This is a genomic window from Calidithermus timidus DSM 17022, from assembly GCF_000373205.1.
GTDB classification, from domain to species: Bacteria; Deinococcota; Deinococci; order Deinococcales; family Thermaceae; genus Calidithermus; species Calidithermus timidus.
Window position 1 is genome coordinate 397,763 of record NZ_KB890687.1, and the last position, 24,824, is coordinate 422,586.

Here is a 24,824-nt window from a genome sequence, read left to right on the forward strand (position 1 = left end):
AGCTACCTCCCCACCTCGGCGATGGCGACGGCGGCCTCGAGCTTACCCTCGCCCTCGAGGTAGCGGATGGGGAGCTCGAGTCGGGCCTCCTCCCTGCCCTCGTAGAGCGCAGCGATGAGCGCGGCGTAGCGCTCCTCAACGGTCTTGCGCTTGACCTTGCGGGTGCGCGTGACCTCGTCGTCGTCGGGGTGGAGTTCCTTGGGCAGTATGGCGAAGCGGCGCACGCGCAGCTCCTCGGGCAGCGAGGCCGAAGCCTGGGCGATCTCCTCACAGATCAGGCGATAGACCTCGGGGCGGGCGGCCAGGCTCTGGTAGGTGGTGAAGGCCAGGCCGCGGCGGCGGGCCCAGTTCTGGGTGTTCTCAGGGTCGAGCTCGATGAGCGCGGTGACGTAGGGGCGCTTATCCCCGATGATGACCACCTCGCGGATGTAGGGGGAGTACTTCAGGCGGTTCTCGAGGAACTGCGGCGAGAAGCGGGTGCCGCTGGCGAGCGCCCCCACCTCCTTCAGCCGGCCCAGGATCACCAGGTGCCCGCGCTCGTCGAAGAAGCCGGCGTCTCCCGTGCGAAACCAGCCATCCGGGGTGAAGGCCTCGCGGGTGGCGGCCTCGTTGCCGAAGTAGCCCGCGAAGACCTGCGGCCCCCGCACCTGGATCTCTCCCTCCTCGCTGATGCGCACCTCGGTGTTGGTCAAAGGCGGCCCCACGGTCTCGGGCGGGGCATCGCCTGCGCGGTGGGCGCAGGTGTTGGCGGCGGTTTCGGACTGGCCGTAGTACTGGCGGATGTCCAGGCCCAGCGCGCGGTAGAAGGTGAAGACCTCCGGCCCCAGCGGCGCACCCCCGGTCACCGCCACCCGGCAAGCCGCCAGGCCCAGCCGCGCCCGGATGGGGCGGGCCACCAGCGGGTAGGCGAGGGCTCGAGCCAGGTCCAAGCCAAACCCGACGCGCTCGCCGCGGAACTCGAGTTCGGCAGCCTTGAGCAGCACGCCCATACCCCAGCGGTAGACGGCTTTCTTGAGCCAGTGAGCGTCCTCCATGCGGCTGCGCACGGTGGCCAAGGCCTCCTCCCACAGCCGCGGGGGGGCCAGGTAGAAGTCGGGCTGCACCTCCTTGATGTCGAGGATGGAGGTGGAGGGGTCTTCGGGGAAGTGCAGCACCACCCCGCCCAGAACGGCCTGCACCACCGAGAGCATCTGCTCGCCGATCCAGGGCAGGGGCAAGTAGCTGTAGACCCATTCGCCGCCCCGCAGCTCGAGCGAGTGGTCCACCGCGTGGTAGCCGGCCTCGAGCTGGGCGTGGGTCAGCATGGCCAGCTTGCTGCGGGCGGTGGTACCGGAGGTGGGGGCCAGCAGGGCCACGGTGTCCGGGCCGATCTTCTGTAGGGCCGCCTGCACGGCCTGCCGGGCTTCAGGCCTTTCACCCTGCGCGATCACGCGGGAATGAGGGTGGACCTTCTCGTTCCAGTAGCGGCTCATCCCCGCCTCTTCCCACACCACCACGAAGCGCAATCGGTGCAGGTGGGGCAGCACCTTGTCGAGCTGTTCCTCGTCGGAGAGCACGATGCCCTGGGCACCGGTGAACTCGAGGAAGTAGGCCACCTCCTCGGGCATGGCGTCGGCGTAAATGCCCATGGGCATGGCCCCCAGGGCCTGGGCAGCCAGCTCGGCGGTGACCCACTCCGGCGCGTTGTGCCCCAACAGGGCCAGCACCCCGCCCGGCTCGAGGCCCAACTGCGTCATCCCCCCGGCCAAGCGCTGCACGTTGTCCCAGAACTGCGCCCAGGTGGTGGTCTCCCACACCCCGTAGCGCTTGACCCGGTGAGCCGGGAGGTCGGGGGTGCTCTGGGCCCGGCGGGCCAGGGCCTCCAGCAGCGTCCCCTTCATCTAAGCCGACCTCCCCAGGTAGGCCTCGGCCACCCGCGGGTTGTCGCGCACCCCGCCGGGTTCGCCCAGGTAGAGCACCTCGCCATACGACATCACCAGCACGCCCGTGGAGAGCTCGAGCACCGCCTTGAGGTCGTGCTCGACCAACACCAGCGTCACCCTCCACTCCCGCCGCGCGTCGAGCAGGAAGCGGGCAAGGTCTTGCTTCTCCTCGAGCGAGAGCCCGGCCATGGGCTCATCCAGCAGCAGCACCTTGGGCTTGCCGGCCAGGGCGCGGGCCACCTCCACCCGCTTCTGCAGGCCGTAGGGCAGCGCCCCGGCGTGCTTGTGACGGTGCGGGGCGAGGTGCAGGTAGTCCAGGACTTCCTCGGCCCAGCGGCGGATGACCCACTCCTTGCGGGCATCGGGGGTCAGGGCCCCATAGGCCCCCACCGCCAGTTCGGCCCCCAGCTTGACGTTGTCCAGCACGCTCATGCCCCGGAAGAGCTCGAGGTTCTGAAACGTCCGACCCAGCCCCCGCCGCGCCCGCTCCTGCGGTGAGACCCCGCTCAGGTCCTCTCCCAAAAAGCGCACCGTGCCCCGCTGGGGCCGGTAGAGCCCCGAGAGCACGTTGAGCAGGCTGGTCTTGCCCGCGCCGTTGGGCCCGATGACCGCGAAGAAGTCGCCGGGGTTCACCGCGAAGCTGACCCCGTTGAGGGCCCGCACCCCTTTGAAGGCCAGGGCCAGGTCGTGGGCCTCGAGGATGGGGGTCATGGGGCCCTCCTGTAGGAACATCGTAGTACAGCGGAAAGCCGGCCCGCCCGTACCCCCGGACTCCGTAGCCGGCGTGTACAAGACGTAAGGCGTAAGACCTTGGTCATACTCACACCCACCTCTTCCTCCTGCGGTAGCGCTTGGCCTCGGCGAAGCCGCCGGAGGCCCCGGCGCCAAGGTAGAACTCCATCACGTCGGCGTCGCTCTGCGCGGCCTGGGTGCTGCCCTCGAAGGCTACACGGCCCTGCTCGAGCACATACACCCGCTCAACCAGGCTGAAGGCGGCGCGGGCGTTCTGCTCGACGAGGATCAAGGTCAGGCCCTTCTCCCGCCGCAGCTCGCCCAGCACCCGCATGACCTCCTCGACCATCCTGGGGGCCAGGCCCAGGCTGGGCTCGTCCACCACCAGCACCCTGGGCTCGGTGAGCAGGGCCATGCCCAGCAGGAGCATCTGCTGTTCCCCGCCCGAGAGGTAGCCAGCCTGCTCGCGCCGCCGCTCGTAGAGACGGGGAAAGCGGGCAAAGACCTCCTCGGTGAGGGCCCTGGCCCGCGCCGGGGAGAGCTTGTGGGAAGCGGCAGTGAGGTTCTCCAGCACGCTGAGGTAGCGGAACACCGGGCGACCCTCGAGGATCGGCGTAAGCCCCAGCGCCGTCACCTTGAGGGCCGAGGCGTGGGTGATATCCTGCCCGCCCAAGGTGATCTTGCCGTCGAGCACCCGGCCCTCGTACTGGTGCAACAGCCCGGCGATGGCCCGCACCAGCGTGCTCTTGCCCGCGCCGTTGGGGCCCAAGAGGCCCACCGCCTCGCCGGGTTCGGCCCGCAGCGAGACGCCGTTGAGGGCGAGGATCACGCCCCGGTAGACCACTTTGAGGTTTTCGACACTGAGGGGGGTCATGGCCAGGTCTTACGTCGTACGTCGTACGCGGGAAGATGAAGATGTCGGTAGCCGATAGCCGAAAACAGAAACCGGGTGTAGGGGCAGGCCCCCGTGCCTGCCCTTCGGGTCGTAGTCGGTGCCACTCCATGCCTCCCGTGCGCTAAACCCGCTCGATGCGGCTCTGGCCGAAGAGGCCATAGGGGCGCAGCAGCAGCACCAGCAGCACGATCACAAAGGGGATGGCTTCGGTGATGCCGGGGAGGGAGCCCTCGAGGTAGGCCGTCGAAAGCGCCTGCACCACCCCCAGCAGAAGCCCGGCGACCACCGCGCCCGGTACCGAGTCCATGCCGCCCAAAATGGCCACCGGAAAGACCATCAACCCCAGCGCGACCACGTGAAAACCCGGTCCGCTGGCCGAGGCCAGCAACGCCCCGCCCAGCGCGGCCAGGGCCGCCGAGAGCCCCCAGACGATGCCCACCATGCGCGGCGCGTTGATGCCCAGCGCCAGCGCCGCGGTCTCGCTCTCCGAGACCGCGCGGATCATCACCCCGTAGCGGCTGTAGCGCAGCAGGGCGATGAGCAGCAGCGCCACCCCAATCCCCACCGCGATGCCCCATATCGAGCGGGCGGTGAGCACCAGGCTGCCCAGGATGATGGGCTGGCCCGGCAGAGCGCCGTTGTAGGCTTTTTGGTCGGCTCCCCAGACCAGTTGGGCCGTCCCGTCCAGCGTCGCCACCAGGCCGATGGTCGCCATGATCACCGCCACCACGTTGCGACCCAGCAAAGGCCGCACGAAGCCGCGCTCGATGAGCAGGCCGAAGAGGAAGGCCGCCGGCAGGGCCGTCAGCATCGCCAGGGGCAGCGGGAAGTTGAAGGGTGGAACGTTGAAGGTGTAGACCAGGTAGGCCCCCACCAGCAAGAACTCGCCAATGGCGAAGTTGACCACGCTGGTCGCACGGTAGACCAGCACGAAGCCCAGCGCAATCAGGGCATACAGAGCCCCCGTGGACAGGCCGGTGATGAGGAACTGCGGCAGGAGGGACAGGTCCATCAGGCCAGGGTCACCCAGTCGGTGATGGCATCGAAGCGGCCGCTCTTGACGTTGGCCCGGTAGAGCTTGGTGTAGGGCAAGCGGTGGTTGACGAAGCGCATCGAGCGGATCAGGCCACCGGTATCCCAATCGCCCATGTTGTTGAGGCTCTCCACCACCCCGGCGCGGTTGAGCTTGCCCGCAGCCCCGGCACGGCGGTAAGCCTCCCAGATGGCCGAGCAGGAGGTGTAAGCCCCCACGTAGTAGGTGGTCTTGTAGCTGTTGTCCTTGCCCTTGCTGGCGCGAAACTTCTTGAGCTGGTCGATGCCTGCGGCCAGGTTGTCGTACCAGTAGGGGTTGTGGTAAGCCACGATGAAGCCGTCGGCGGCAGCCCCCGCCCGCTGCATCAAGGCCAGCTCGGCGGAATAGTAGGTGCCCATGAAGATGGACTTCATGCCCTGCTCCCGTGCAGCCCTCAGCAGCACCGGCTCGACGGTGAGCACGTAGCCGTGGCAGATGACGAAGTCGGGGTTGGCCTGACGTAGCTTCAGCGCCAGCGCGGTAGCGTCGGGCACCGCCAGTGGCGTAACCTCCTCGGCCACGATCTCCATGCCCAGCTTGGGAGCTTGCTCCTTGACGTAGGGAATGGGGTCTTTGCCAAACTCTGAGTTGGAGTAGACCAGCGCGACCTTAGCCTTGCCTTTGGTGCGGCGGATCTGCTGCAAGAGGGCAGCCATCATGTCGTTGTAGGTGGGTCCGAAGACGAAAATGGTGGGGTAGGTCTTGGGATCGGCCAGCTCGGTGGAGAAGGAGGTCGCGGTGTAAGGCAGTTGCAGCCGGGCAATCTCGGGAGCCAGAGCCTTGGAGAGACCGGTGGAGTCACCGTAGACGAACAGTAGCTCGTCTTCGCGCTCACGCGAGATGATGCGGTTGAAGGCCGCCGTTCCCCTGGAGACGTCGTAGCCGGTGTCCTCCACGATCAGCTCGACCTTGCGCCCGCCCACTCCACCGCGCACCTCGTTGAAGTAGTCGGTAGCGTCGCGCAGGCCCTCGAGACCCGCCTGCCCGGCGAAGGCGAAGGGCCCGGTGAGCGGATAGAGCACCGCCATCTTCAGCGGTCGGCTCTGCGCCAGGCTGATCGCTAGGGGCGAAAATACCGTGGAAGCCGCCAATCCTGCCTTGAGAACCTGCCTGCGGGTCGCTTTCATGCATCCCTCCCTGCTGTGCCGCTGACGGAATTGAAAGCACGGACCAATTTCCGCTGCGGCCTAAGTTGTGATGTGCTGTAAGCATACCAGTTTTTAGCAGGTTGAGAAGAGGCCCTACCGCACACACGACCATTGCGAAGCAAGGTCGAGGCAGCCCAAAGGGTCAGGGGTAGATAAACAAAGCTTTAGAGGCTTCTAAAGTCCTGAGGAAAATCCCGCAGAATTATGTGTTCTTAGCTGCTGCCTCACGGAGGCTCCATGGGATTTATACCAAAATCAGCACAGAAGATCGCCTTTTGTACGCTGGCGGGGTTGCTTCTCCTGCTGGCGGCGTGCAGCCAAGAAGGCGGGGCTTCTCCGCAAGTCAGGATCGAGCAGCCCGTCAACGGCTCCGTGGTGTCCTCGAGCCAGATCCAGGTACGGGGAGAAGCCCTCGATCCGAGGGGGATCAGCCGCCTGACCTACCAGCTCAACGACGGCCTCGAGCGGAGCGTGGGCATCACCAGCGGCAAGATCGTTCCCTTCAGCTTCAACCTCGGCGGCCTCCAAAAGGGTGGCAATACCCTCACCGTCTATGCCTACAACACCACCGACACCCGGGGCTCGGCCTCGGTGAGCCTGAACTACAGCCCCCCTCCCCCCACCGGCGGCCTCAGCTTTCGCCGGGTCCAGATCGACGCCCAAAGCCCCCAGTCGGCCTGGATCAAGAGCATCGGCGACCTCAACGGCGACGGACTGCCCGATCTGATCATCGGCGGGGACAACGCCGAGTTGCTGTGGTACCAGGCTCCGGGCTGGAGCAAGCACACCATCGACCCCTCCATCCGCAGCCAGAGTGGCAGCGCAGTGGCCGACCTCGACACCGACGGCGACCTAGACCTCATCGTCGGCAGCAACTGGTATGAGAACAACGGCTCGGGAAGCACCTGGCTCAAGCACCCCCTGGGCAACGCCGGCACCCACGACATCGTGGTAGCCGACCTCAACAAAGACGGCAAGCCCGACGTGATCATGCGCGGAGAAAGCGACACCGTGATCACCGTGTTCCTGCAGCAGAGCAAGTCCCAGTGGAGCCCCTTTGACATCGACCCCGGTTATGGCCGCAACGGCCTGGACGTGGGCGACCTCGACCAGGACGGCTGGCCAGACCTGGCCGTGGGCGGCATCTGGATGAAGAATCCCGCCGGCAACGTCGCCAGCGGCAACTGGGTCAAGCACAGCTTCGCTCCAGGCTGGCCCCAGTACGCCGCGGTGAAGCTGGTCGACCTCAACGCCGATGGAAGGCTGGACGCGATCCTCTCCCCCTCCGAGCAGCGGGGGGAGGTGGCCTGGTTCGAGGCTCCCGCCGATCCCCGTGACGATGGGGGCTGGCTCGAGCACCCCATCCAGAGTGACGTCGACAGCATCCACAGTCTGGACGCGGTGGACATGGATGGGGATGGCCGCCTGGACGTGGTGGGCTCGGAGTTCCGTGGCCACAAGCGTCTGTTCGTCTGGCTCAACCGGTCAGGCCAGTGGGAGGCCAGGGTCATCGCCAGCGAAGGGCTGCACCAGACCCGCGTGGCCGATGTCGGCAACGACGGAGACTACGACATCTTCGGCCACGTCTGCCCCGAGCCCGAAGCTTGCTTCGGTAGCGGCCCTGTCGTGCTCATGGAGAATCAGGCCGCCAACAGCGCCTCCGGCCGGGTGCTGGTGTTCTCCAAGACCGAGTCCTTCCGCCACGACTCCATCCCCGATGGCCTCGCCGCCATCCGCCAGCTCGGCGACCAAAACGGTTTCGCCGTGGATGCCACCGAAGACCCCTCAGCTTTCACCCCCGGCAACCTAACCCAGTACAAGGCCGTAATCTTCCTCAACACCCAAGGCAAGGTGCTGGACCCCTCTCAGCAAGCCGCCTTCCAACAGTACATTCAATCGGGTGGGGGCTTCGTAGGGATCCACAGCGCCGCGGATACCCTGACCGACTGGCCCTGGTACGTCAAGCTGGTGGGGGCCAAGTTTGCCAGCGAAATCCGGGCGGCCAGCCTCAAGCTAACGGTGGTGGACGGCTCTCACCCCTCCACCCAGGGCCTGCCCAGCCCGTGGTATTTCGAGACCGAGGCCTATAACTTCGACGCCAATCCCAAAACCAACGGTGTCAGCGTGTTGCTCAACCTCGACGAGGGCTACGTGGACGGGGGTACCATGGGCGGCGACCACCCCATGGCTTGGTATCACCCCTACGACGGCGGGCGCTCGTGGTACACCAACCTCGGTTCCGACAAGGCCGACTACGGTGACCCCAGGTTCTTAGCCCACCTGCTCGGGGGCATTCGGTGGGCCGGTAGGCTCGGCCCAGGCTAGGCGCGGCCAGCCACCCGCCGAATGATGTCCAGATAGGCCTCGGCCCGGCTGGGCCAGGCCAACTGGCAGGCGTGATCGCGGGCGGCTTGGCGCCATTCCTGGGTGGGTGGGGTGGCCAGCAGACGCCCCAGCGCCGCGGCGAAGGCCTCGAGCTGCGGCTCGACCACCACCCCCACCCTCCCCACCGCCTCGGGCAAGGCCGCACAATCGGTCACCAGCACCTGGGTTCCACAGGCCAGGGCCTCGAGGGCAGGCAGGCCAAAGCCTTCGTAGAGGCTGGGCAGCGCCACCGCGTCGGCGGCGGAGTAGGCCAATCGCAGCATCGCGTCGTCCACGCCCTGCAGAAAGAGCACGTCCTGCCCCTCCCGCAGAGCCAACTCGCGCAGCAGGGCCTGGGTCTGCTCGCGCCAGCGGGGACCGCCAGCCCCCCCGACCTTGAGCAGCACAGCCTCAGGGAAGTCCTTTCGGGTTCTGGCGAAAGCCCGTAGCAGCAGGCCCAGGTTCTTGCGCGGCAGCTCAGTACCCACGTAGAGCACCAGCGCTCCCCTCAGCTCGCGCCCCAGGTGGTCACTCAGGCGCTCACGGGCTTGCTCGGGGGTGGGGCCGGGCTCGAGGAAAGTCGGGTCCACGCCGTTGAGTACCACCTCCACCCGGCCCTCGAGCTGGGGCAGGTGGTGCAGCAAGCGCCCGCGGGTGAACTCCGAGACGGCGATCACTCGGCTGGCCCTGCGCAAGGCGTAAAAGCTGGCCTTCACGCTTTCGTGGCTCCACCAACCGAGCGTGCCTCGGTCGCCGGGAAAGTCCACCACCCCGATGTCGTGCACGATCACCACCCCCGGTAAACCTCCGGTGTCGCGCAGAGCCTCGGCTCCGGTGAGCTGGGGCAGCAGGACCAAGTCGGCGGGCTGCTCCAGCCGCACCCCAATGGGCCGGTTACGCAGCAGCGGCAGAGGCAAGCTACGGTAGGCCGCCCCCACCACCCGCACGCGCTCTCCCCACCCCGCCCGCAAATTGCTCAGCACCCGCCCGATCCCGCTTTGGGGAGAATAGGTCTCGAGCTTGGGCACCGCGAGCGTGAGTTCCATCCTGAACTAAAGGCCACTTTAGGCCCTCTTCAAGCTTAGCGCTCAGGTCTCATGCTTCAATGTATGGGTATGGGTCTTGCGGCAGCCTGAGAGCCGCCGCCTGACCCCAAGGAGAACTCAATCCGTGAAGCAGCCCCTTCCCCTTCTTGCCCTCGTGCTGGTGATGACGGCTTGCGTCACGCAGCAAAGCCCCGATGCCTCCTTCGCCCTCTCCCTCTCGGCTGCGGATAGTCACCTCACTCTCGTCCAGGGCGAAAAGAAAAGCATCACACTCAACATCGAACGGCACGGCGGCTTCAGCGAGGCGGTCAGCCTCAGCCTGGAAAAAAAGGGCGGGGGCGGCTTGCCAAGCGGGATTAGCTATGGCTTTAACCCCAGCGTGGCCAGCGGCGGCAGCAGCGTCCTTAGCCTCGAGGTCTCGGGTGACGCCCTCGTTGGAACCTACGATCTGCAAATCAAGGGAAGCGCGGGCAACCAAATCCAGTATGGCTACCTCAGCCTCACCGTGCAGGAGAAACCCCAGCCCGGCAGTTTCAGCCTGAGTGTCAACCCCTCCAGTCGCAGCCTCGAGCTACCCACCAGCGGCTCAGTCACAACCACCGCCGAGGTGAGCATCGTGCGCAACAACTTCACCGGCGCGGTCAGCCTGAGCTTGGAAAGCTCAAACGGCAGCGCCCTGCCCGCTGGCATCAGCGCCAGCTTCAACCCCGCCAGTAGCACGGAAAGCAGCAGTACCCTCACCATAAGCGTGGCCAGCACAGTTCAGGCCAACACCTACAGCCTGAGGGTCAGGGGCACTGCGGGAGGCACCAGCAAAGACGCCCCCTTTACCCTCACCCTCACCGCCTCCTCCCCACCCCCACCCACGGGAGGTAGCACCCCCACACTGCTGCGCAGCTACCAGTGGCTGCAGAGCAGCCCTGAGGGCGACCAGCCCGCAGTAGAGGACATGGTCTACCGCCCCCGTCAGTTCACCACCAACAACACCCTCAGCGACGCCCAGGGCAACTGGACCATCAACAACGCCGGCGGCTTCCAGGGCTGGGACGTACTCCTTCCGCCCAACGGCGGCAAGCACGGTTCGGTCTGGCAGTACGACAAGCCCACCTTCATCAACCTCACCCTCAACCGCGAGGCCCGCCTGGCGGTGGTCTGGCGGGCCGACCCCAGCAAGGTACCCGCCTGGCTGAAGAACAACTGGAGTCCCCAGGGTACCGTGCGCATCAACAACGCCGACCGCCCCGTCTACACCAAGAACTTCCCCGCCGGCCAGACCGTCCAGCTCGGCTCGGTCTACGACCCCGGAGCCAGCCAGGCCCAGAACCTCTACACCTATCTGCTGCTCTTCGCCGAAAAGGACGGCACCCCCTCCCCCGCCCCCACCCAACGAGGCACCCCCGCGGCAGAGCCCAACAAACCCTGTCCCTCATGGGTCCACGACCTCTACCTCACCACCGGCCCTGACGGGCGCACCTACCCCACCTGGCACCCCCAAGTAGACCCCGTCTACTGGTGTTACTTCGGTCACGACCACGGCTCCGACCCCAGCCTCCTCAAGCCCGGTTTCCAACCCGCCTATGGCTACCTCAGCAGCCGTGACCCCCTCCACGCCAACGGCACCCTCCCCGAGCCTAACCCCGGCTTCAAAAACTACGTCTGGGAGCGCGACGGTTACCGCATCCTCTTCGTGCATCACTTCGGCACCGGCGGCGCCGGCCGCATCTGTCGCCGGTTCCACAGCCTGCAGGTAGTCATCGCCCACAAGGCCACCGGCGAGATCATGGCCGACCTCAACCTACTGGCCGACTTTGGTCCAGCCACCGACAACAACACCGACTCCCCCCTCGACGCCTCCTGTCCCCCAGGTGTCCCCGCCCCAGGCCAGCTCAGCGACACCACCGGCGAGCGCAAGCTCAAGGTCTACCCCGACCTCAACGGCTACGAACCCTGGCGTTCCGACGGACGCGGCCTGATCATCGGGCTCAACACCGCCGGCCTCACCTTCGACACCGTCAACCCCATCACCGCCTGCAAGTCCCACAGCTGTTCCGCCGCCACCGACCTCATGCGCATCGGCCAGAACACCGGCGAAATGCGCCTGTTTGCCTTCGCCCCAGGCCTGGGGGTCAATGCCGCTCAAGCCGCCGCTACCGGTGTGTTCTACACCGACATCTACGGCAAAAAGCTGCTCTCGGCCTCCGATCCCGCCGCGGTGCGCCAATACCTCAAGCCCGGTTTCAGCTTCTCCACCTCCAATCCCCCCAACGCCGAGTGCTTCACCCGTGACCCCTTCTTCATGTTCTATGAAGCTTGTGGCGATGCCCCTCAGGCTTTCATGAACATCGAAAACGGCCTTACGGATAAGAATTAGAAGCTATCTTCAGAGCACACCCTCGCCCGCCGGTTGGCAAACGAGCAGGGTTAGGGCCTCGAGCCCGGCCAAGGTCCTATCGGACGATCGGGAAGTTCTTTGGCAGCCGTTTCCTGGCGGTAAATCCTGAACCCCCTAGCCTGGTGGCTCGCCAGCGCCCAGGGAGCGTCGAGGGTGCAGGTGTTGACCGTCAGGCGCTTAGCGCCCATGGCCCGGGCGCGCTCGAGGCAGCGCGTGAGCAGCACCCCGCCGATGCCCCGACCAATGAAGCGGGGAATCAGGCCGAAATAGGCGATGTTGACGGCCTCGCCCTGCCGCTCGAGTTCGCAGTAGCCCGCCGGGGTGTCCTGGAAGTAGGCCACCCAGGTCTCGAGTTCGGGTCGCTCTACCCACTGGCGCCACTGCTCGTAAGTCCAGTCCAGGCGGTCGATCCAGTACCACTCCCCGCCTACGGCGCTCGAGGGCCTGAGCTCGGAGGGGGAGAGCATGTGGAGGTGAGGTGGTCACGTCCACGAGCATGTCCACGGTTATACCGGAAAAGCGCGCGCCGGTGGGCGCGGCTTGGCAAAGTTGTACAAACTTTCGTATGCTTTCGCTATGCCCTCTCTGGAAGCCACGCTGCGCCACCGGGAGATCCTGGAGATCCTGCGCAGGGACGGCCAGGTTCGCGTGAGCGAGCTCTCCGAGCGCTTCAATGTATCGACGGTGACCATCCGCACCGACCTCGAGCACCTCGAGGGCAGCGGCCTGCTGCGGCGCACGCGGGGTGGGGCGGTGCCCGCGGAGAGCAAGCGCTTCGAGCTGCCGCTGGAGGCCAGCCGCCAGGTGCACGCCCGCGAGAAAGAGCGCATCGGCCAGTACGCCGCAGGCCTGGTCAAAGACGGCCAGACCATCATCCTCGACGTAGGCAGCACCACCACCGAGCTGGCTAAAGCCCTTCCCCAGGGGTTGCGCAACGTGGTGGTGGTGACCAGCGCCCTCAACATCGCCCTCATGCTGGAGTCACACCCCGGCATAACCGTGATCGTCACCGGGGGCACCCTGCGGCCTTTGCAGCACTCCCTGGTCAACCCTTACGGCACGCTGCTGCTCCAGGAGATCAACGCCGACAAGGCCTTCATCGGCTGCAACGGGGTCCACCCTGAGCGCGGCCTCACCAACACCAACCTGCAAGAGGCCGAGATCAAGCGGGCCATGCTGCGCTCGGCCCGCGAGTCCATCGTTTTGGCCGACCACTCCAAGCTCATGCAAGTCGCCGCAGCCCGCATCGCTCCCCTGCAGGCCGCTCACCTCCTGGTGACCAGCCGCAAGGCCCGTGGCGAGGACCTCGAGCAACTGCGTGCGGCGGGGCTCGAGGTGGTAACGGTCTAGGGCATTTTCGCAAGCATTAAAAGGCATTGACAAGTTATCGAAAGCCGAATAGACTCCCCCTGAACCCCAGGTCGACCTTCGCTGGTTGCAAGCACCGCGGTGATTGGGTCGTCCGTGGGGGTTTATAAGGAGGAGGGTTTATGGTCAAACGGTGGATGGCTCTAGGGATGGTTGCCGCGGGTTTGGGAATGGCCCAGGGCAACATCAGTGGCGAAATTACCGTGTGGTCATGGGACATCGCGGCCAAGGCGCTTCAGGCCACGGTGCCCAGCTTTAACAAGCTGTACCCCAACGTCAAGGTCAACGTCGTGGACCTGGGCAACCAGCAAGTCTACGACAAAGGACTCTCGGGCTGCGCCGCCGGCGGAACCGACCTGCCCGACGTGTACTCGGTGGAGAACAACGAGGCCGAGGTATTCTGGGCGCGCTTCCCCAATTGCTTCACCGACCTCAACACCCTTGCGCCCAGCGCCAACGCTTTCAAGGGTAACTTCCCAGCCTTTAAGTGGACCGAGCTCCAAGTGGGTAACAAGACCTACGCCATGCCCTGGGATTCCGGCCCCGTGGTGATGTTCTACCGCCGCGACCTCTACCAGAAAGCCGGCGTCAACCCCGACTCCATCGAGACCTGGGACGACTACATCGCCGCGGGTAAGAAGATCGTCGCCGCCACGGGCGCCAAGGTGGGCGTCATCGCCAACGGCACCGACGACGAGTGGTTCCGCATGCTCGCCAACCAGAACGGCTGCTTCTACTTCTCCAACGACGCCAAGAGCGTAACCGTCAACAAGCCCGGCTGCGTGAGCGCGCTCGAGACCGTCAAGAAGCTCATCGACGCGGGTGTGGTGATGCAGGGCGGCTGGAACGAGCAGATCCAGGCCTTCAAGGCTGGCAAGGTAGCCACCGCCATGTTCGGCGGCTGGTACGAGGGCACCATCCGCTCCAACGCCCCCGAGCTCGAGGGCAAGTGGGGCGTCTTCCGCATGCCCGCTGCTAAGAAGGGCGGGGTGCGCGCGGCCAACCTGGGCGGCTCGGCCCTGGCCCTGCCCGCCTCCTCCAAGAACAAGGCCGCCGCCTGGGCCTTCATCCGTCACGCGCTCGCCACCACCGAGGGCCAGGTGACCATGCTCAAGGAGTACGGGCTCGTGCCCTCCTACCTGCCCGCCCTCAAGGACCCCTATGTCAACGCCGCGAGCAAGTACTGGGGCGGTCAGGCCATCTGGAAGACCATCCTCGGCACCCTGGGCGACGTACCCCAGGCCCGCGGTACCCAGTACTTCCAAGAAGCCCGTCAGATCATGATCAAGGTCCAGGCCGACTACGTATCCGGCCGGTTCAAGAGTGCCAAGGAAGCCCTGGACAGCGCCGCCAAGCAGATCTCATCCGCGACCGGGTTGCCCATCGCTAAGTAGGCCTCGAGTAAAGGGGGTGGGGCATTACCCCCACCCCTTTTCCTAAGCGGAGGAGCCGTGCGGAGGAACCTGACCCCCTATACCTTTCTGCTCCCCTACCTGCTCATCTTCGGTGTGTTCTGGGCCTGGCCCATCCTCTACTCCTTCTATCTGTCCTTTCTCGACACACGCTCCTTCCCCTGGGCGTGGAACCCCGGGGCCAACTGGGGGCGCATCCTCCAGGATGCCACCTTTCAAGACGCCCTGCGCAACACCTTTTTGATCCTGCTCATCCAGGTGCCGCTGATGCTGGCCCTTGCCACTGCGCTGGCTGTGGCCCTCAACTCGCGGCTACTCAAATTCAGACCATTCTTCCGCTTCGCCTTCTTCGCCCCGGTGGTGGTGGGCGCGGTGGCCTACTCCGCCGTGTTCCGTCTGATCTTCAACACCGACTTCGGCGCCCTCAACTCCGGCCTGAAGGTGTTGGGGCTGGGCCCGGTGGATTGGCTGTATACGCCGGGCCCGGCCATGGCCGTGATTATCCTGGTGGTCACCTGGCGCTGGACCGGCTACAACGCCATCATCATCCTGGCGGGCCTGCAGAGCATCCCCAAGGACATCTACGAAGCCGCCGCCATCGACGGGGCGACCCCCTGGCAGCAGTTCCTGCGGATCACACTGCCGGGCATCCGACCGGTGCTGCTGTTCTGCTTCGTGCTCTCGATCATCGGCACCCTGCAGCTCTTCACCGAGCCCTTCCTCATCACCAACTCCGGCCCTGGCACCGCCACCATGACGCTGGGCACCTACCTCTACCAGCAGGGCTTCCGCAGCTTCAACTTCGGCTACGCTTCGGCCATCGCCTACACGGTGGCGCTGCTGGCGGCGGTATTCTCGCTGATCCAGCTCCGCTTCTTCGGGAGGGACTGAATGCGCCGCCAGCAACTTATCCGCTCGATCTGGCTGCACCTGTTTTTGGTGCCCTTGGCCCTGCTGTGGCTCGCCCCGCTGTGGTTGATGTTCGTCTTCTCGACGCTGCCGGAGCGCGACATCTTCAGCACACCCACCCCCCTCCTGCCAGGCGGCGACTTCTTCACCAACCTGCAAAACCTCAATGCCGACACCAACTTTTGGCGCACGCTGCTCAACAGCGTGGTCATCTCGCTCATCTACACAGGGCTCTCGGTGCTGCTGGCCAGCCTGGCTGGCTACGCCTTTGCCCGCTTCCGCTTCTGGGGAAGCAGTGCGCTGTTCACCGTCGTCATCGCTACCCTCACCATCCCCTACTTCGTGGTGGTGATCCCGCAGTACATCCTCATCGCCCGCGAGTTCAAACTCACCAACACCTACTGGGCGGTGGTGCTGCCCGGCTTGGCCAACAGTCTAGGGGTGTTCTACATGCGCCAGAGCTTCCTCAGCCTGCCCAACAGCCTGCTCGAGGCCGCCCGCATCGACGGGGCCGGGGAGTGGCGCATCTTCTTCCAGATCGCCCTGCCGCTGGTGCGCCCGGCCATGGCCGCGCTCTCGCTGATCCTCTTTCTCACCGCCTGGAACGACTACCTCTGGCCCTTGCTGGTGCTCTCGCCCGACAACAAGGCCGCCCTCACCGCCCCGGTGGCGCTGGGCTCGCTGATCGGGCTCACGCGGGTGAGCTGGGGTGGGATCATGGTGGGCGCGGTGCTGATGACGGTACCCTTCCTGATCCTCTTCGTCTTCCTGCAGCGGCAGTTCGTTGCCGGAATCGCAGCGGGAGGGGTAAAGGACTGATCGTCGAGTTATTTCATCTACCTGTGAGGACCGTATGCTAGGCGTGTGCTACTACCCCGAACATTGGCCCCGCGAGCGCTGGGCCGAGGACGCCCGCAGAATGCGGGAGCTGGGCCTGACCTACGTGCGCATCGGCGAGTTTAGCTGGAGCCGCGTCGAGCCCGAGGAGGGACGGCTCGAGTTCGAGTGGCTCGACGAGGCCATCCAGACGCTAGGCCGCGAGGGGCTTAAGGTGGTGCTGGGGACCCCCACCGCCACCCCCCCCAAGTGGCTCATCGACAAACACCCCGACATCCTGGCCTACGACGCCCAGGGCCGGGTGCGCAAATTTGGCTCGAGGCGCCACTACAGCTTCTCCAGCCGCAGTTACCTCGAGCACTCCCGCCGCATCGTCACCCTCTTCGCCCGGCGCTACGGCACCAACCCCCACGTCGCAGGCTGGCAAACCGACAACGAGTACGGCTGCCACGACACCACCCGCAGCTATGGCCCCGAGGACCTGTGGGCCTTCCGGCAGTGGCTAAAGGTTCGCTACGGCGATATCACGGCGCTAAACGCGGCCTGGGGTAACGTTTTCTGGAGCATGGAGTACCAGAGCTTCGAAGAGATCGAGCTGCCCAACCTCACCGTCACCGAGGCCAACCCCTCCCACTGGCTCGACTTCTACCGTTTCTCCTCCGACCAGGTCGCAGCCTATAACCGCATGCAGGTCGAGATCCTGCGCCAGCACTCGCCGGGGCGCTTCATCATCCACAACTTCATGGGCTACACCCCCGACTTCGACCACTTCAAGCTGGCCGAGGATCTCGACGTGGCGGGCTGGGACAGCTACCCGCTAGGCTTCACCGACATGGGCGTGCTGCCGGTGAGCCCACAGGACAAGCTGCGCTACGCCCACACCGGCCACCCCGACATGGCCGCCTTTCACCACGACCTCTACCGGGGCGTCAAGGGGCGCTGGTGGGTCATGGAGCAGCAGCCGGGGCCAGTCAACTGGGCGGCCCACAACCCCTCCCCCGCCCCCGGCATGGTGCGGTTGTGGACCTGGGAAGCCATCGCCCACGGGGCCGAGGTGGTGAGCTACTTCCGCTGGCGGCAGTTCCCCCAGGCTCAGGAGCAATTCCACGCCGGCCTCAACCGCCCCGACTTCCAGCCCGACGTGGGCTATTTCGAAGCACAGCAGGTGGCGCGGGAGCTGCAAGCCCTCCCTCTGCCCCAAACCCAAACAGCCCCAGTAGCCTTGGTCTTCGACTACGAGGCCGACTGGCTCTACCGCGCCTTGCCCCAGGGCCAGGAGTTCAGCTACCGCGACCTGAGCTGGGCCTTCTACCAGGCGCTGCGCTCACTCGGCCTGGACGTGGACTTCGTGAGGCCGGGGGGGAGCCTCGAGGGCTACCGGTTGGTGGTGGTGCCCAGCCTGCCCATTGTGCGCGAGGAGGCGTTGCGGGCCCTGCGCTCTGCCCAGGCCCCTGTGGTCCTGGGGCCGCGCACCGGCTCCAAAACCGAATCGCTCTCCATCCCTCCCGAGCTACCCCCAGGACCGCTGCAAGCGCTGCTGCCCATCAAGGTGGCGCGGGTCGAGTCGCTGCGGCCAGGGGTGGACTTCGAGGTGGCGTGGCAGGGAGAGCGCTACCGATCATCGATCTGGCGGGAGTGGATCGAAAGCCGGCTCGAGCCCCTCGGCAATTTTGCCGATGGCAAGGGCGCGATTTTCCAGAACAATTACCTGCACTACCTGGCCTTCTGGCCCAGCCAGGAGTTTCTCATCGCCTATTTGGGGCGTCTGGCGAGCAACCTTGGCCTCCAAGTTCAGCTCCTGCCCGACGGCCTGCGTATTCGGCGGCGCGGCGAGCTCACCTTCGCCTTCAACTACGCACCCCACCCCCAGGCCGCTCCCGCTCCCAAAGGCGCCGAGTTCGTCTTGGGCGGGCCTACCGTAGAAGCCTACGGGGTCAGTGCGTGGAGGAAGACGTGAGAGAACTCTGGAGCAAGCTAGGCCTCGAGGGCAAGCGGGCGTTGATCGTTCATCACGACGACCTGGGGCTGAGCCAGGCCCAAAACCGGGCCTACCGCGAGTTGGGCCTCCCCACCGGCTCGGTGATGATGATGGGCTGCTGCGTGGGGGGGCTGTCCGGCCCCGACTTGGGCGTGCACCTCACACTCACCAGCGGCCAGGACTCGCTGGCCCTGCGGCCCATGAGCGCGGGGAAAAGCCTGCGCAACCCCCAGGGGTTTTTCTGGAGCAGCGTGGAGGCGGCCTGGCAGCAGCTCGAGCCCGCCGAGGTCGAAGCCGAGCTGCGGGCTCAGATTGAAGCCGGGCTGCGGGCCTTCGACCTGACCCACATCGACTCCCACATGGGCGCGCTGCTGCGCCCCGACCTGGCCGAAATTTACCTCAAGCTAGCTCGGGAGTACCGGCTGCCCGCGCTGGTTCCGGCCAACCTCGAGACACTCTCCCTACCGCCAAGCTTCCTCCCCGCCTTACAGAAGCTGAGCAACAGCTCCGCGCTGCCCCAGGTGGTGGTGGTAGACGGCTACGGCATCCCCCCCCAACAGCGGCGAGAATGGTACTTGCAAAGCCTCTCACGGCTGGGGCCAGGGGTCTACCAACTCATCCACCACGCCGCCACCGGCGACCCGGAGGGCCACTTCCTGGAGGACTGGCCGGGGCGCAAAGCCGACCTCGAGGCCCTCAAGGACCCCGAGGTGCGGCGGGTGATCGGCGGGTTCGAGCCCCTGACCTGGCGAGCCGTGCGAGAGGCGTGGAGGAGAATGTTATGAGCAGAGGCACGCCCCTGACCTACGGCATCGGGATGCTGGGCCTGACCTTCCCCGGGCAGGCCTTCGGGCTGTACCTGTGGTACTTCTACACCGACTTCCTGGGGCTCGCGGCCGCGCTGCTGGCGCTGGCGCGCACCGCCTACTCGGTCTGGGACGCCTTCAACGACCCCTTCTTCGCCTACTGGTCCGACCGCACCAAAAGCCGCCTGGGCCGGCGCCGCCCCTGGATGATGGCGGGGCTGCCGCTGTACATGCTGATGCTGGTGGTGGTCTTCTCCCCGCCCGAGGCGATCCGCGAGAGCGGGCTGCTGTTTTACTACTTCCTCATCGGCATCCTGCTCTTCGAGACGGCGGCGGCCATGACCTGGACCAACTACTCCGCCCTCTTCCCCGAGCTCTTCCGCAGCCCCGACGCCCGGGCCAGGGCCAGCGCGGTCAAGCAGGCTTTTCAGGTGGTGGGGCTGCTGCTGGCGGTGGTGCTGGTGCCTTTGCTCAAGGAGCAGTTGGGCTTCACCGGCATGGCGGTGGTCTGCGCAGTGGTGGGGATCTTGCTGGTGAGCTTCACCATCGCCAGCACCCGCGAGGACCCCCAAGCCCAGGCCCCCGAGCCCCTGGGGCTGGTCGAGGCCTTCCGCATCACCCTCAGCAACCGCCCCTTCTGGGTCTTCGCCGCCGCCGGGAGCCTGATCAGCCTGGTGCTGGGCCTGCTGCAGGCCGGGATCCCCTTCTACGTCAAGTACGCCCTGGGCCTACCCGACAGCCAGGCCTCGCTGCTGCTGGGGCCGGTGTTCGTGCTCTCGCTGCCGCTGGTGGCGGTGTGGGCCCGGATCACCCTGTGGCGCGGGGTCAAGGCCAGCTGGATTCTGGCGATCACATTATTCGCCTTGGCCAGCCTGCTCTTCGCCCTGCCCCTCAACCTCTACGGCGCCATCGCCATCGGCTGCCTCCTCGCCGTGGGCTACAGCGGGGTGAGCGTGCTGGGCGAGATCGTACTGGCCGAGATCATCGACCGCGACGCCGACGTCACCCAGCGGCGCCGCGAGGCCATCTACTACAGCGTCTACGGTTTCATCACCCGCATCTCGGGGGTGTTGCTGGGGCTGTGCTTCGCCCTGCTGGGGCCGCTGTTCGGCTACTACAGCGGCGCCAACCCCGGCACCCAGGCGGGCGAGGCCTTCCGCTTCTTCATGGGCGTGATCCCCTTCGTGGCCCTGACGCTGGCCGCGCTGGTGGCACGACAGTTCCCCTGGGGGGAGAGCAATGCGACTGATCTTCGCCGGACTTGAACTCGAGATCCAGGCCGAGTCCAGCCAGGCGGCCGGGACGGGCTACCTGCTGCACGGGGGCACCGTGCAGCTCAACCAACCCGAGACCCCCACCCGCTTCTACCGCCACGGCTGGCAGAGCTGGAGCTTAGCCAGTTGGCTCGAGCTGGACAAAGCGCCCGTGCCCATACAGCCGCCAGGGCGGCGGCCTCAGGCCGACGACCCGGTCTATGCCCTCTCTCCCCGCCACGGCGGCAGCGCCCTGGGCGCGGTGGAGACCCCCGACGGCAAGGTGCTGCTGCTGGGGGCCCTGGCCCCCGGCGGCCGGGTCGAGGCTCACGGGCGGGCCCTGCGCGGCTTCTACGAGAGCGGGGCGGGCGACTGGTACGTGGCCCACGGCGACGAAAGCGCGGTCTTCGCGCACTACGCTCAGATGCTCGCCGAGCGGCTGGGTCGGCGCGGGCAGAACCCTGCACCCCGGGTCTGGTGCAGTTGGTACAGCTACTACACCGGCATCAGCGAGACGGTGGTCCAGGAGGTGCTCGAGGGCCTGCAGGGGCTGCCCTTCGAGGTCTTCCAGCTCGACGACGGCTGGCAGCAGGACATGGGCGATTGGGAAGCGAACGAGAAATTCCCCTCGGGGATGCAGGCTATGGCCAGGAAAATCCGGGCGATGGGCCACATCCCCGGCTTGTGGATGGCTCCCTTCATCGTGCGGCCAAGCTCGAGGCTCTACCGCGAACGCCCCGACTGGCTCTTGAAGGACGCCCAGGGCGATCCGGTGCCCGCCGGGATCAACTGGGGCGGCTTCTACTACGCGCTGGACACCACTCACCCCCAGGTGCGGGCCTGGCTGCGCGGGGTGATCCAGCGGGCCGTCGCCTGGGGGTACACCTATCTCAAGCTCGATTTCCTCTACGCCGCCGCGCTCCCCGGTGTGCGCCACGAGAACATCCCCCGCGAGCAGGCCTACCGCGAGGCGCTGCGAGTGGTGCGCGAGGCGGCGGGCGAAGAGGTGTACATCCTGGCTTGCGGCGCGCCCATCCTACCCTCGCTGGGCCTGGTGGACGGCCTGCGCATCGGCCCTGACGTGGCCCCCTACTGGCGCAACGAGGACCGCGAAGACTACCTGCATGACCCCACCGGGCCCGGCGGCCTCAACGCGCTGCGCACCTCGCTGCACCGGCTGTGGCTGCGCCCGCTGGTGCAAACCGACCCCGACGTGGCCTACTTCCGCACCCGCTACAACCTGCTCAGCCCACCCCAACGCCAAGCACTCCAAGACCTCGCCAAAGTCGCCGGCTTCCTCGCCACCTCCGACCCGCCGCAGTGGCTCGAGCCCGACGAACGCCGGACCCTGGAGCGCTGGCTGAGCGAGGCGGTGGCGGTAAGCCAGAAGGGACGCTACCGCTTCCTGCTGGGCGGGCGCGAGGTGGATTTCGGCGAGTGGCTCGGAGGTCGCGATGCATAAACGGGTTTACCAGAAGAAGGACGGACGCTACATCTATCTCTACGGCCACCGACCCCACACCCTGCCCCCCCTCGAGGAGGGCGAGGCTACCGGAGTTCCCAGCTCCCATGCCCGCTGGCACCCCCTGCGGCAGGAGTGGGTGGTCTACGCCGCCCACCGCCAGGGGCGGGTATTCCTGCCGCCCAAGGAGTACGACCCCCTGGCGCCCAGCAAACCCGGCGGCTTTCCCACCGACATCCCCTTCGAGGACTTCGAGATCGCCGTGCTGCAAAACCGCTGGCCGTCGCTATCGCCCAGAGCTGGTACCCCGCCTGAGGGCCTGCCCGTGCCCACGCGCGAGGCCAACGGCGACTGTGAGGTGGTGATCTTCACCCCCGAGCTCAGCGGCAGCCTGGCCACCCTCAGCCAGGCCCAGCGCGAGCTGCTGGTGCGGGTGTGGACCGAGCGCTACGAGGAGCTGCTGGGCCGCGAGAACATCCGTTTCGTGATGCCCTTTGAGAACCGGGGGGTGGAGGTTGGCGTGACCATCCACCACCCCCACGGCCAGATCTACGCCTACCCCTGGGTTCCCCCCATCCTGCAAAAAGAGCTCGAGGCCTTTCGCCAGCGCCCGGTGCTGCTCGAGCTGCTGCCCGAGCTCGGCCCCTACACCGTACAGGAGGACGAGCACACCCTCTGCGTGGTGCCCCCTTTCGCCCGCTACCCCTACGAGGTCTGGGTCTTTCCCAAGCGCTTCCACCCCGGCCCCTGGACCTTCTCCGACGCCGAGCTCTCGAGCTTCGCCTCCCAACTGGGCCAGATGGTGGCCCGCTACGACAAGCTCTTCGACCGGCCCTTCCCCTACATCATGGTGCTGCACGCCGCCCCCAAGGGCGAGGAGCAGCACTTCCACTTCCACGTGGAGTTCTACCCCCCCCTGCGCAGCAAGGACAAGCTCAAATACCTCGCCGGCACCGAGATCGGCGCGGGCACCTTTGCCATGGACGCCCTGCCCGAAAGCACCGCCCGCGAGTTGCGCGAGGTGCGGCTATGAACGAGGCGGCGCTGGAGAGGCTGCGGGGTTGGATGCAGCAGAGGGGCCTGGAGCGCCTCTTCGTGCAGCAGCCCGAGAACTTCGCCTGGCTCACCGGGGGCGATAACACCGTGGTCACGCTGCGCGGGGTGGGCTGGCTCGAGGTCTGCGACACCCTGCGCCTGCACACCAGCCAGATCGAGGCCGCCCGCATGGCCGAGGAAGAAACCCCCGACCTGGAGGTCGTGCCCTACCCCTGGTACACCCCCTTCACCCCTCCCGGCCCCACCGACCTTCAGCACGACCTCACCCCCCTGCGCCTGATGCTCTCGCCGGGCGAGCAGGAACGCGCGCGGGCGCTGGGGCGCGATACCGCAGCGGCCCTGGGCGAGGCCATGCGCTCTGCCGAGGGGGGGTGGAGTGAGTGGGAACTGGCGGGAGCCATCGCCGAGGAGCTGTGGGCGCGCGGCATCCAACCGGTGGTGCTGCTGGTGGCCGGGGAAGAACGCCTCTTCAAGTACCGCCATCCCCTGCCCAAAGACCATCCGCTGGGGCGGCTGTTCATGGGCGTGGTCTGCGGGCGGCGGCACGGGCTGATCCTCAGCGCCACCCGCCTGCGCAGCTTCGGACACCCTGAGGCTCAGGCCCTCAATGCCCAGGTCCTGCAGGTCGAGGCGGCAGCGCTGGGAGCCTCCCGCCCCGGCGTCACCCTGGGGCAGGTGGCCCAGGCCCTGCGCGAGGCCTACGTGCACATCGGGCGCGCCCAGGAGTTCGAGAAGCACCACCAAGGCGGCGTCGCCGGTTACCGCCCCCGCGAAGTGCTGGCGCAGCCGGGAAGCGAGGTGCGGCTCGAGACCGGCATGCTCCTGGCCTACAACCCCAGCCTGCCCGGCGCCAAGGTCGAGGATACCTTCTTGCTTACCCCCACCGGGCTCGAGAACCTCACCCCCGACCCCGAGTGGCCCACCGCCGAGTTCGCCGGGCGGCTGCGGCCTTTGGTGATGGAGGGGTAAGCGTTAGTGTCGATGGTCGATAGCCCCCCGCAATACCCCTCCTTCGGAGAAGCTCATGTTCAAGGATTACTTCGGCAGCGAACCTCAGGTGCGCGCCCAGGCCCCTGGGAGGGTCAACCTGCTGGGCGAGCACACCGATTACAACGATGGCTTCGTCTTCCCCACCCCCCTCGTCTACCAAACCCACCTCGAGGCCAGCCCCTCCGAGCGCATCGAGGCCTATGCCGAGCGCTTTGGCGAGTTCAGGAGCCGCGAGCTCGGCGAGGGCGCGCAGGGCGACTGGCTCGACTACGTGGCGGGCTGCGTCTGGGCGCTGCGGCAGGCCGGGCTCGAGGTGGGCGGGCTCAAAGCCTACATCACCAGCCAGGTACCGGCGGTGGGCGGGCTGTCAAGCTCGGCGGCGCTCGAGGTCGCGGTCATCCGTGCTCTACGCGAGCTCTACCACCTCCCCCTAGACGACGTGCAGATCGCGCTGTTGGCACAAAAAGCCGAGGTGGAGTACGTGGGCGTGCGCTGCGGGATCATGGACCAGATGGCCGCCTCTGTCGGTCGCCAGGGCTTTGCCCTCTTCCTCGACACGCGCAGCCTCGAGTCCCATCTCGTCCCCCTCCCCGAGGGTTACCGCGTGGTGGTGCTCGACTCCGGCGTGCCCCGCCGCCTGGCCGAGAGCGGCTACAATACCCGCCGCGCCGAGTGCGAGGAGGCCGCCCGCCTGCTGGGCGTGAAAGCCCTGCGCGACGTGGGCCTGCAAGACCTCCCCAAAGTCGAGGCCCTGCCCGAACCCGTCAAGCGCCGGGCCCGGCACGTCGTCAGCGAGAACGCGCGGGTGCTCGAGGGCATTGAAGCCCTGCGCAAAGGCGACGTGCAGCGCTTTGGCGAGCTGATGTACGCCTCCCACGTCAGCCTGCGCGACGACTACGAGGTCTCCATCCCCGAACTCGACGAGCTCGTGGAGGTCGCCCGCAAACACGGGGCCATCGGCGCCCGGCTCACCGGCGCGGGCTTCGGCGGTGCCGCCGTCGCGCTGATCAAGGCCGAGGACTTCGAGTGCTTCAAACGCGGCGTGCTGAAGGACTACCCCAAGGCGCAGGTGTTTTAAAGCGGCTCCCACGATAGAGAACCAGGGCGCAGCACAGTGCGCCCCTACGAGATACCCGTTTCATACCGGATTCAAAAAGATAATCACCCAAACCAAAGACCTTC

At 66.6% G+C, this 24,824-nt stretch carries 20 protein-coding genes; 13 read left to right on the forward strand and 7 right to left on the reverse strand.

Going from position 1 to position 24,824, the window contains the following annotated elements:
- Positions 1-2 precede the first annotated feature (2 nt).
- The 5 genes from B047_RS0101915 to B047_RS0101935 all read right to left on the reverse strand — a co-directional run bounded on the left by B047_RS0101915 (position 3) and on the right by B047_RS0101935 (position 5,748).
- Positions 3-1,880: an AMP-binding protein gene (locus B047_RS0101915; RefSeq protein ID WP_018465273.1), complete on the reverse strand. Its 1,878-nt coding sequence runs from the start codon at positions 1,878-1,880 to the stop codon at positions 3-5.
- A complete protein-coding gene (locus B047_RS0101920; RefSeq protein ID WP_018465274.1) occupies positions 1,881-2,633 on the reverse strand; it encodes an ABC transporter ATP-binding protein in 753 nt (250 codons plus the stop codon). It abuts the gene before it with no gap.
- Between the two features lie 109 nt (positions 2,634-2,742).
- On the reverse strand, positions 2,743-3,528 hold the full coding sequence (locus B047_RS0101925) for an ABC transporter ATP-binding protein (RefSeq protein WP_018465275.1): 786 nt from the start codon (positions 3,526-3,528) through the stop codon (positions 2,743-2,745).
- 142 nt (positions 3,529-3,670) lie between these two features.
- Complete coding sequence (locus B047_RS0101930) at positions 3,671-4,561, reverse strand: branched-chain amino acid ABC transporter permease (RefSeq protein ID WP_018465276.1); 891 nt, start codon at positions 4,559-4,561, stop codon at positions 3,671-3,673.
- Positions 4,561-5,748, reverse strand: a complete 1,188-nt coding sequence (locus B047_RS0101935) for an ABC transporter substrate-binding protein (protein ID WP_018465277.1) — start codon at positions 5,746-5,748, stop codon at positions 4,561-4,563. Before B047_RS0101935 ends, B047_RS0101930 begins: the two co-directional genes overlap by 1 nt.
- A 258-nt stretch (positions 5,749-6,006) precedes the next feature.
- On the opposite strand from B047_RS0101935, the gene B047_RS17405 reads away from it, so the two are divergent.
- Entirely contained in the window at positions 6,007-8,094 is a 2,088-nt protein-coding gene (locus B047_RS17405; RefSeq protein WP_084784910.1) for a ThuA domain-containing protein, read from the forward strand.
- Here B047_RS17405 and B047_RS17110 read toward each other — a convergent pair.
- Entirely contained in the window at positions 8,091-9,179 is a 1,089-nt protein-coding gene (locus B047_RS17110; RefSeq protein ID WP_018465278.1) for a glycosyltransferase family 4 protein, read from the reverse strand. The two genes, B047_RS17405 and B047_RS17110, sit on opposite strands and share 4 nt — an antisense overlap.
- A 124-nt stretch (positions 9,180-9,303) precedes the next feature.
- Here B047_RS17110 and B047_RS17115 point away from each other — a divergent pair, with 124 nt between their 5' ends.
- Complete coding sequence (locus B047_RS17115; RefSeq protein WP_018465279.1) at positions 9,304-11,550, forward strand: COG1470 family protein; 2,247 nt, start codon at positions 9,304-9,306, stop codon at positions 11,548-11,550.
- Between the two features lie 50 nt (positions 11,551-11,600).
- Here the strand turns inward: B047_RS17115 and B047_RS16040 are convergent, their stop codons facing one another.
- Positions 11,601-12,038 carry a GNAT family N-acetyltransferase gene (locus B047_RS16040; RefSeq protein ID WP_018465280.1) on the reverse strand — a complete coding sequence of 146 codons (438 nt, stop codon included), beginning with the start codon at positions 12,036-12,038 and terminating at the stop codon, positions 11,601-11,603.
- A 109-nt stretch (positions 12,039-12,147) separates the two neighbouring features.
- Between B047_RS16040 and B047_RS0101960 the strand changes: the two genes are divergently transcribed.
- The 11 genes from B047_RS0101960 to galK all read left to right on the forward strand — a co-directional run bounded on the left by B047_RS0101960 (position 12,148) and on the right by galK (position 24,720).
- Positions 12,148-12,921, forward strand: coding sequence for a DeoR/GlpR family DNA-binding transcription regulator (locus B047_RS0101960; protein ID WP_018465281.1), 774 nt, complete (start codon positions 12,148-12,150; stop codon positions 12,919-12,921).
- Between the two features lie 140 nt (positions 12,922-13,061).
- Entirely contained in the window at positions 13,062-14,333 is a 1,272-nt protein-coding gene (locus B047_RS0101965) for an ABC transporter substrate-binding protein (RefSeq protein WP_157205779.1), read from the forward strand.
- Positions 14,334-14,390: 57 nt separating this feature from the next.
- Entirely contained in the window at positions 14,391-15,242 is an 852-nt protein-coding gene (locus B047_RS0101970) for a carbohydrate ABC transporter permease (RefSeq protein WP_018465283.1), read from the forward strand.
- Positions 15,243-16,079 carry a carbohydrate ABC transporter permease gene (locus B047_RS0101975; RefSeq protein WP_018465284.1) on the forward strand — a complete coding sequence of 279 codons (837 nt, stop codon included), beginning with the start codon at positions 15,243-15,245 and terminating at the stop codon, positions 16,077-16,079.
- Positions 16,080-16,113: 34 nt separating this feature from the next.
- Positions 16,114-18,054, forward strand: coding sequence for a beta-galactosidase (locus B047_RS0101980; protein ID WP_026234495.1), 1,941 nt, complete (start codon positions 16,114-16,116; stop codon positions 18,052-18,054).
- Positions 18,051-18,860 (forward strand): carbohydrate deacetylase, encoded by an 810-nt coding sequence (locus tag B047_RS0101985; protein ID WP_157205780.1) that lies wholly within the window; start codon positions 18,051-18,053, stop codon positions 18,858-18,860. Before B047_RS0101980 ends, B047_RS0101985 begins: the two co-directional genes overlap by 4 nt.
- Positions 18,857-20,146: an MFS transporter gene (locus B047_RS0101990; RefSeq protein ID WP_018465287.1), complete on the forward strand. Its 1,290-nt coding sequence runs from the start codon at positions 18,857-18,859 to the stop codon at positions 20,144-20,146. Before B047_RS0101985 ends, B047_RS0101990 begins: the two co-directional genes overlap by 4 nt.
- On the forward strand, positions 20,121-21,596 hold the full coding sequence (locus tag B047_RS0101995) for a glycoside hydrolase family 36 protein (protein WP_026234533.1): 1,476 nt from the start codon (positions 20,121-20,123) through the stop codon (positions 21,594-21,596). The genes B047_RS0101990 and B047_RS0101995 overlap by 26 nt, the downstream gene beginning before the upstream one ends.
- Complete coding sequence (gene galT, locus B047_RS0102000) at positions 21,589-22,629, forward strand: galactose-1-phosphate uridylyltransferase (RefSeq protein WP_018465289.1); 1,041 nt, start codon at positions 21,589-21,591, stop codon at positions 22,627-22,629. Before B047_RS0101995 ends, galT begins: the two co-directional genes overlap by 8 nt.
- Positions 22,626-23,621, forward strand: coding sequence for a M24 family metallopeptidase (locus tag B047_RS0102005; protein ID WP_018465290.1), 996 nt, complete (start codon positions 22,626-22,628; stop codon positions 23,619-23,621). Before galT ends, B047_RS0102005 begins: the two co-directional genes overlap by 4 nt.
- A 55-nt stretch (positions 23,622-23,676) precedes the next feature.
- Positions 23,677-24,720 carry a galactokinase gene (gene galK, locus B047_RS0102010; protein WP_018465291.1) on the forward strand — a complete coding sequence of 348 codons (1,044 nt, stop codon included), beginning with the start codon at positions 23,677-23,679 and terminating at the stop codon, positions 24,718-24,720.
- The last annotated feature ends 104 nt before the right edge of the window (positions 24,721-24,824 follow it).

Bases quoted from the DNA above. Each gene is read 5' to 3' on its own strand.
- B047_RS0101915 (WP_018465273.1), bottom strand. From the start codon at position 1,880: ATGAAGGGGACGCTGCTGGAGGCCCTGGCCCGCCGGGCCCAGAGCACC.
- B047_RS0101920 (WP_018465274.1), bottom strand. From the start codon at position 2,633: ATGACCCCCATCCTCGAGGCCCACGACCTGGCCCTGGCCTTCAAAGGG.
- B047_RS0101925 (WP_018465275.1), bottom strand. From the start codon at position 3,528: ATGACCCCCCTCAGTGTCGAAAACCTCAAAGTGGTCTACCGGGGCGTG.
- B047_RS0101930 (WP_018465276.1), bottom strand. From the start codon at position 4,561: ATGGACCTGTCCCTCCTGCCGCAGTTCCTCATCACCGGCCTGTCCACG.
- B047_RS0101935 (WP_018465277.1), bottom strand. From the start codon at position 5,748: ATGAAAGCGACCCGCAGGCAGGTTCTCAAGGCAGGATTGGCGGCTTCC.
- B047_RS17405 (WP_084784910.1), top strand. From the start codon at position 6,007: ATGGGATTTATACCAAAATCAGCACAGAAGATCGCCTTTTGTACGCTG.
- B047_RS17110 (WP_018465278.1), bottom strand. From the start codon at position 9,179: ATGGAACTCACGCTCGCGGTGCCCAAGCTCGAGACCTATTCTCCCCAA.
- B047_RS16040 (WP_018465280.1), bottom strand. From the start codon at position 12,038: ATGCTCTCCCCCTCCGAGCTCAGGCCCTCGAGCGCCGTAGGCGGGGAG.
- B047_RS0101960 (WP_018465281.1), top strand. From the start codon at position 12,148: ATGCCCTCTCTGGAAGCCACGCTGCGCCACCGGGAGATCCTGGAGATC.
- B047_RS0101965 (WP_157205779.1), top strand. From the start codon at position 13,062: ATGGTCAAACGGTGGATGGCTCTAGGGATGGTTGCCGCGGGTTTGGGA.
- B047_RS0101975 (WP_018465284.1), top strand. From the start codon at position 15,243: ATGCGCCGCCAGCAACTTATCCGCTCGATCTGGCTGCACCTGTTTTTG.
- B047_RS0101980 (WP_026234495.1), top strand. From the start codon at position 16,114: ATGCTAGGCGTGTGCTACTACCCCGAACATTGGCCCCGCGAGCGCTGG.
- B047_RS0101990 (WP_018465287.1), top strand. From the start codon at position 18,857: ATGAGCAGAGGCACGCCCCTGACCTACGGCATCGGGATGCTGGGCCTG.
- B047_RS0101995 (WP_026234533.1), top strand. From the start codon at position 20,121: ATGCGACTGATCTTCGCCGGACTTGAACTCGAGATCCAGGCCGAGTCC.
- galT (WP_018465289.1), top strand. From the start codon at position 21,589: ATGCATAAACGGGTTTACCAGAAGAAGGACGGACGCTACATCTATCTC.
- B047_RS0102005 (WP_018465290.1), top strand. From the start codon at position 22,626: ATGAACGAGGCGGCGCTGGAGAGGCTGCGGGGTTGGATGCAGCAGAGG.
- galK (WP_018465291.1), top strand. From the start codon at position 23,677: ATGTTCAAGGATTACTTCGGCAGCGAACCTCAGGTGCGCGCCCAGGCC.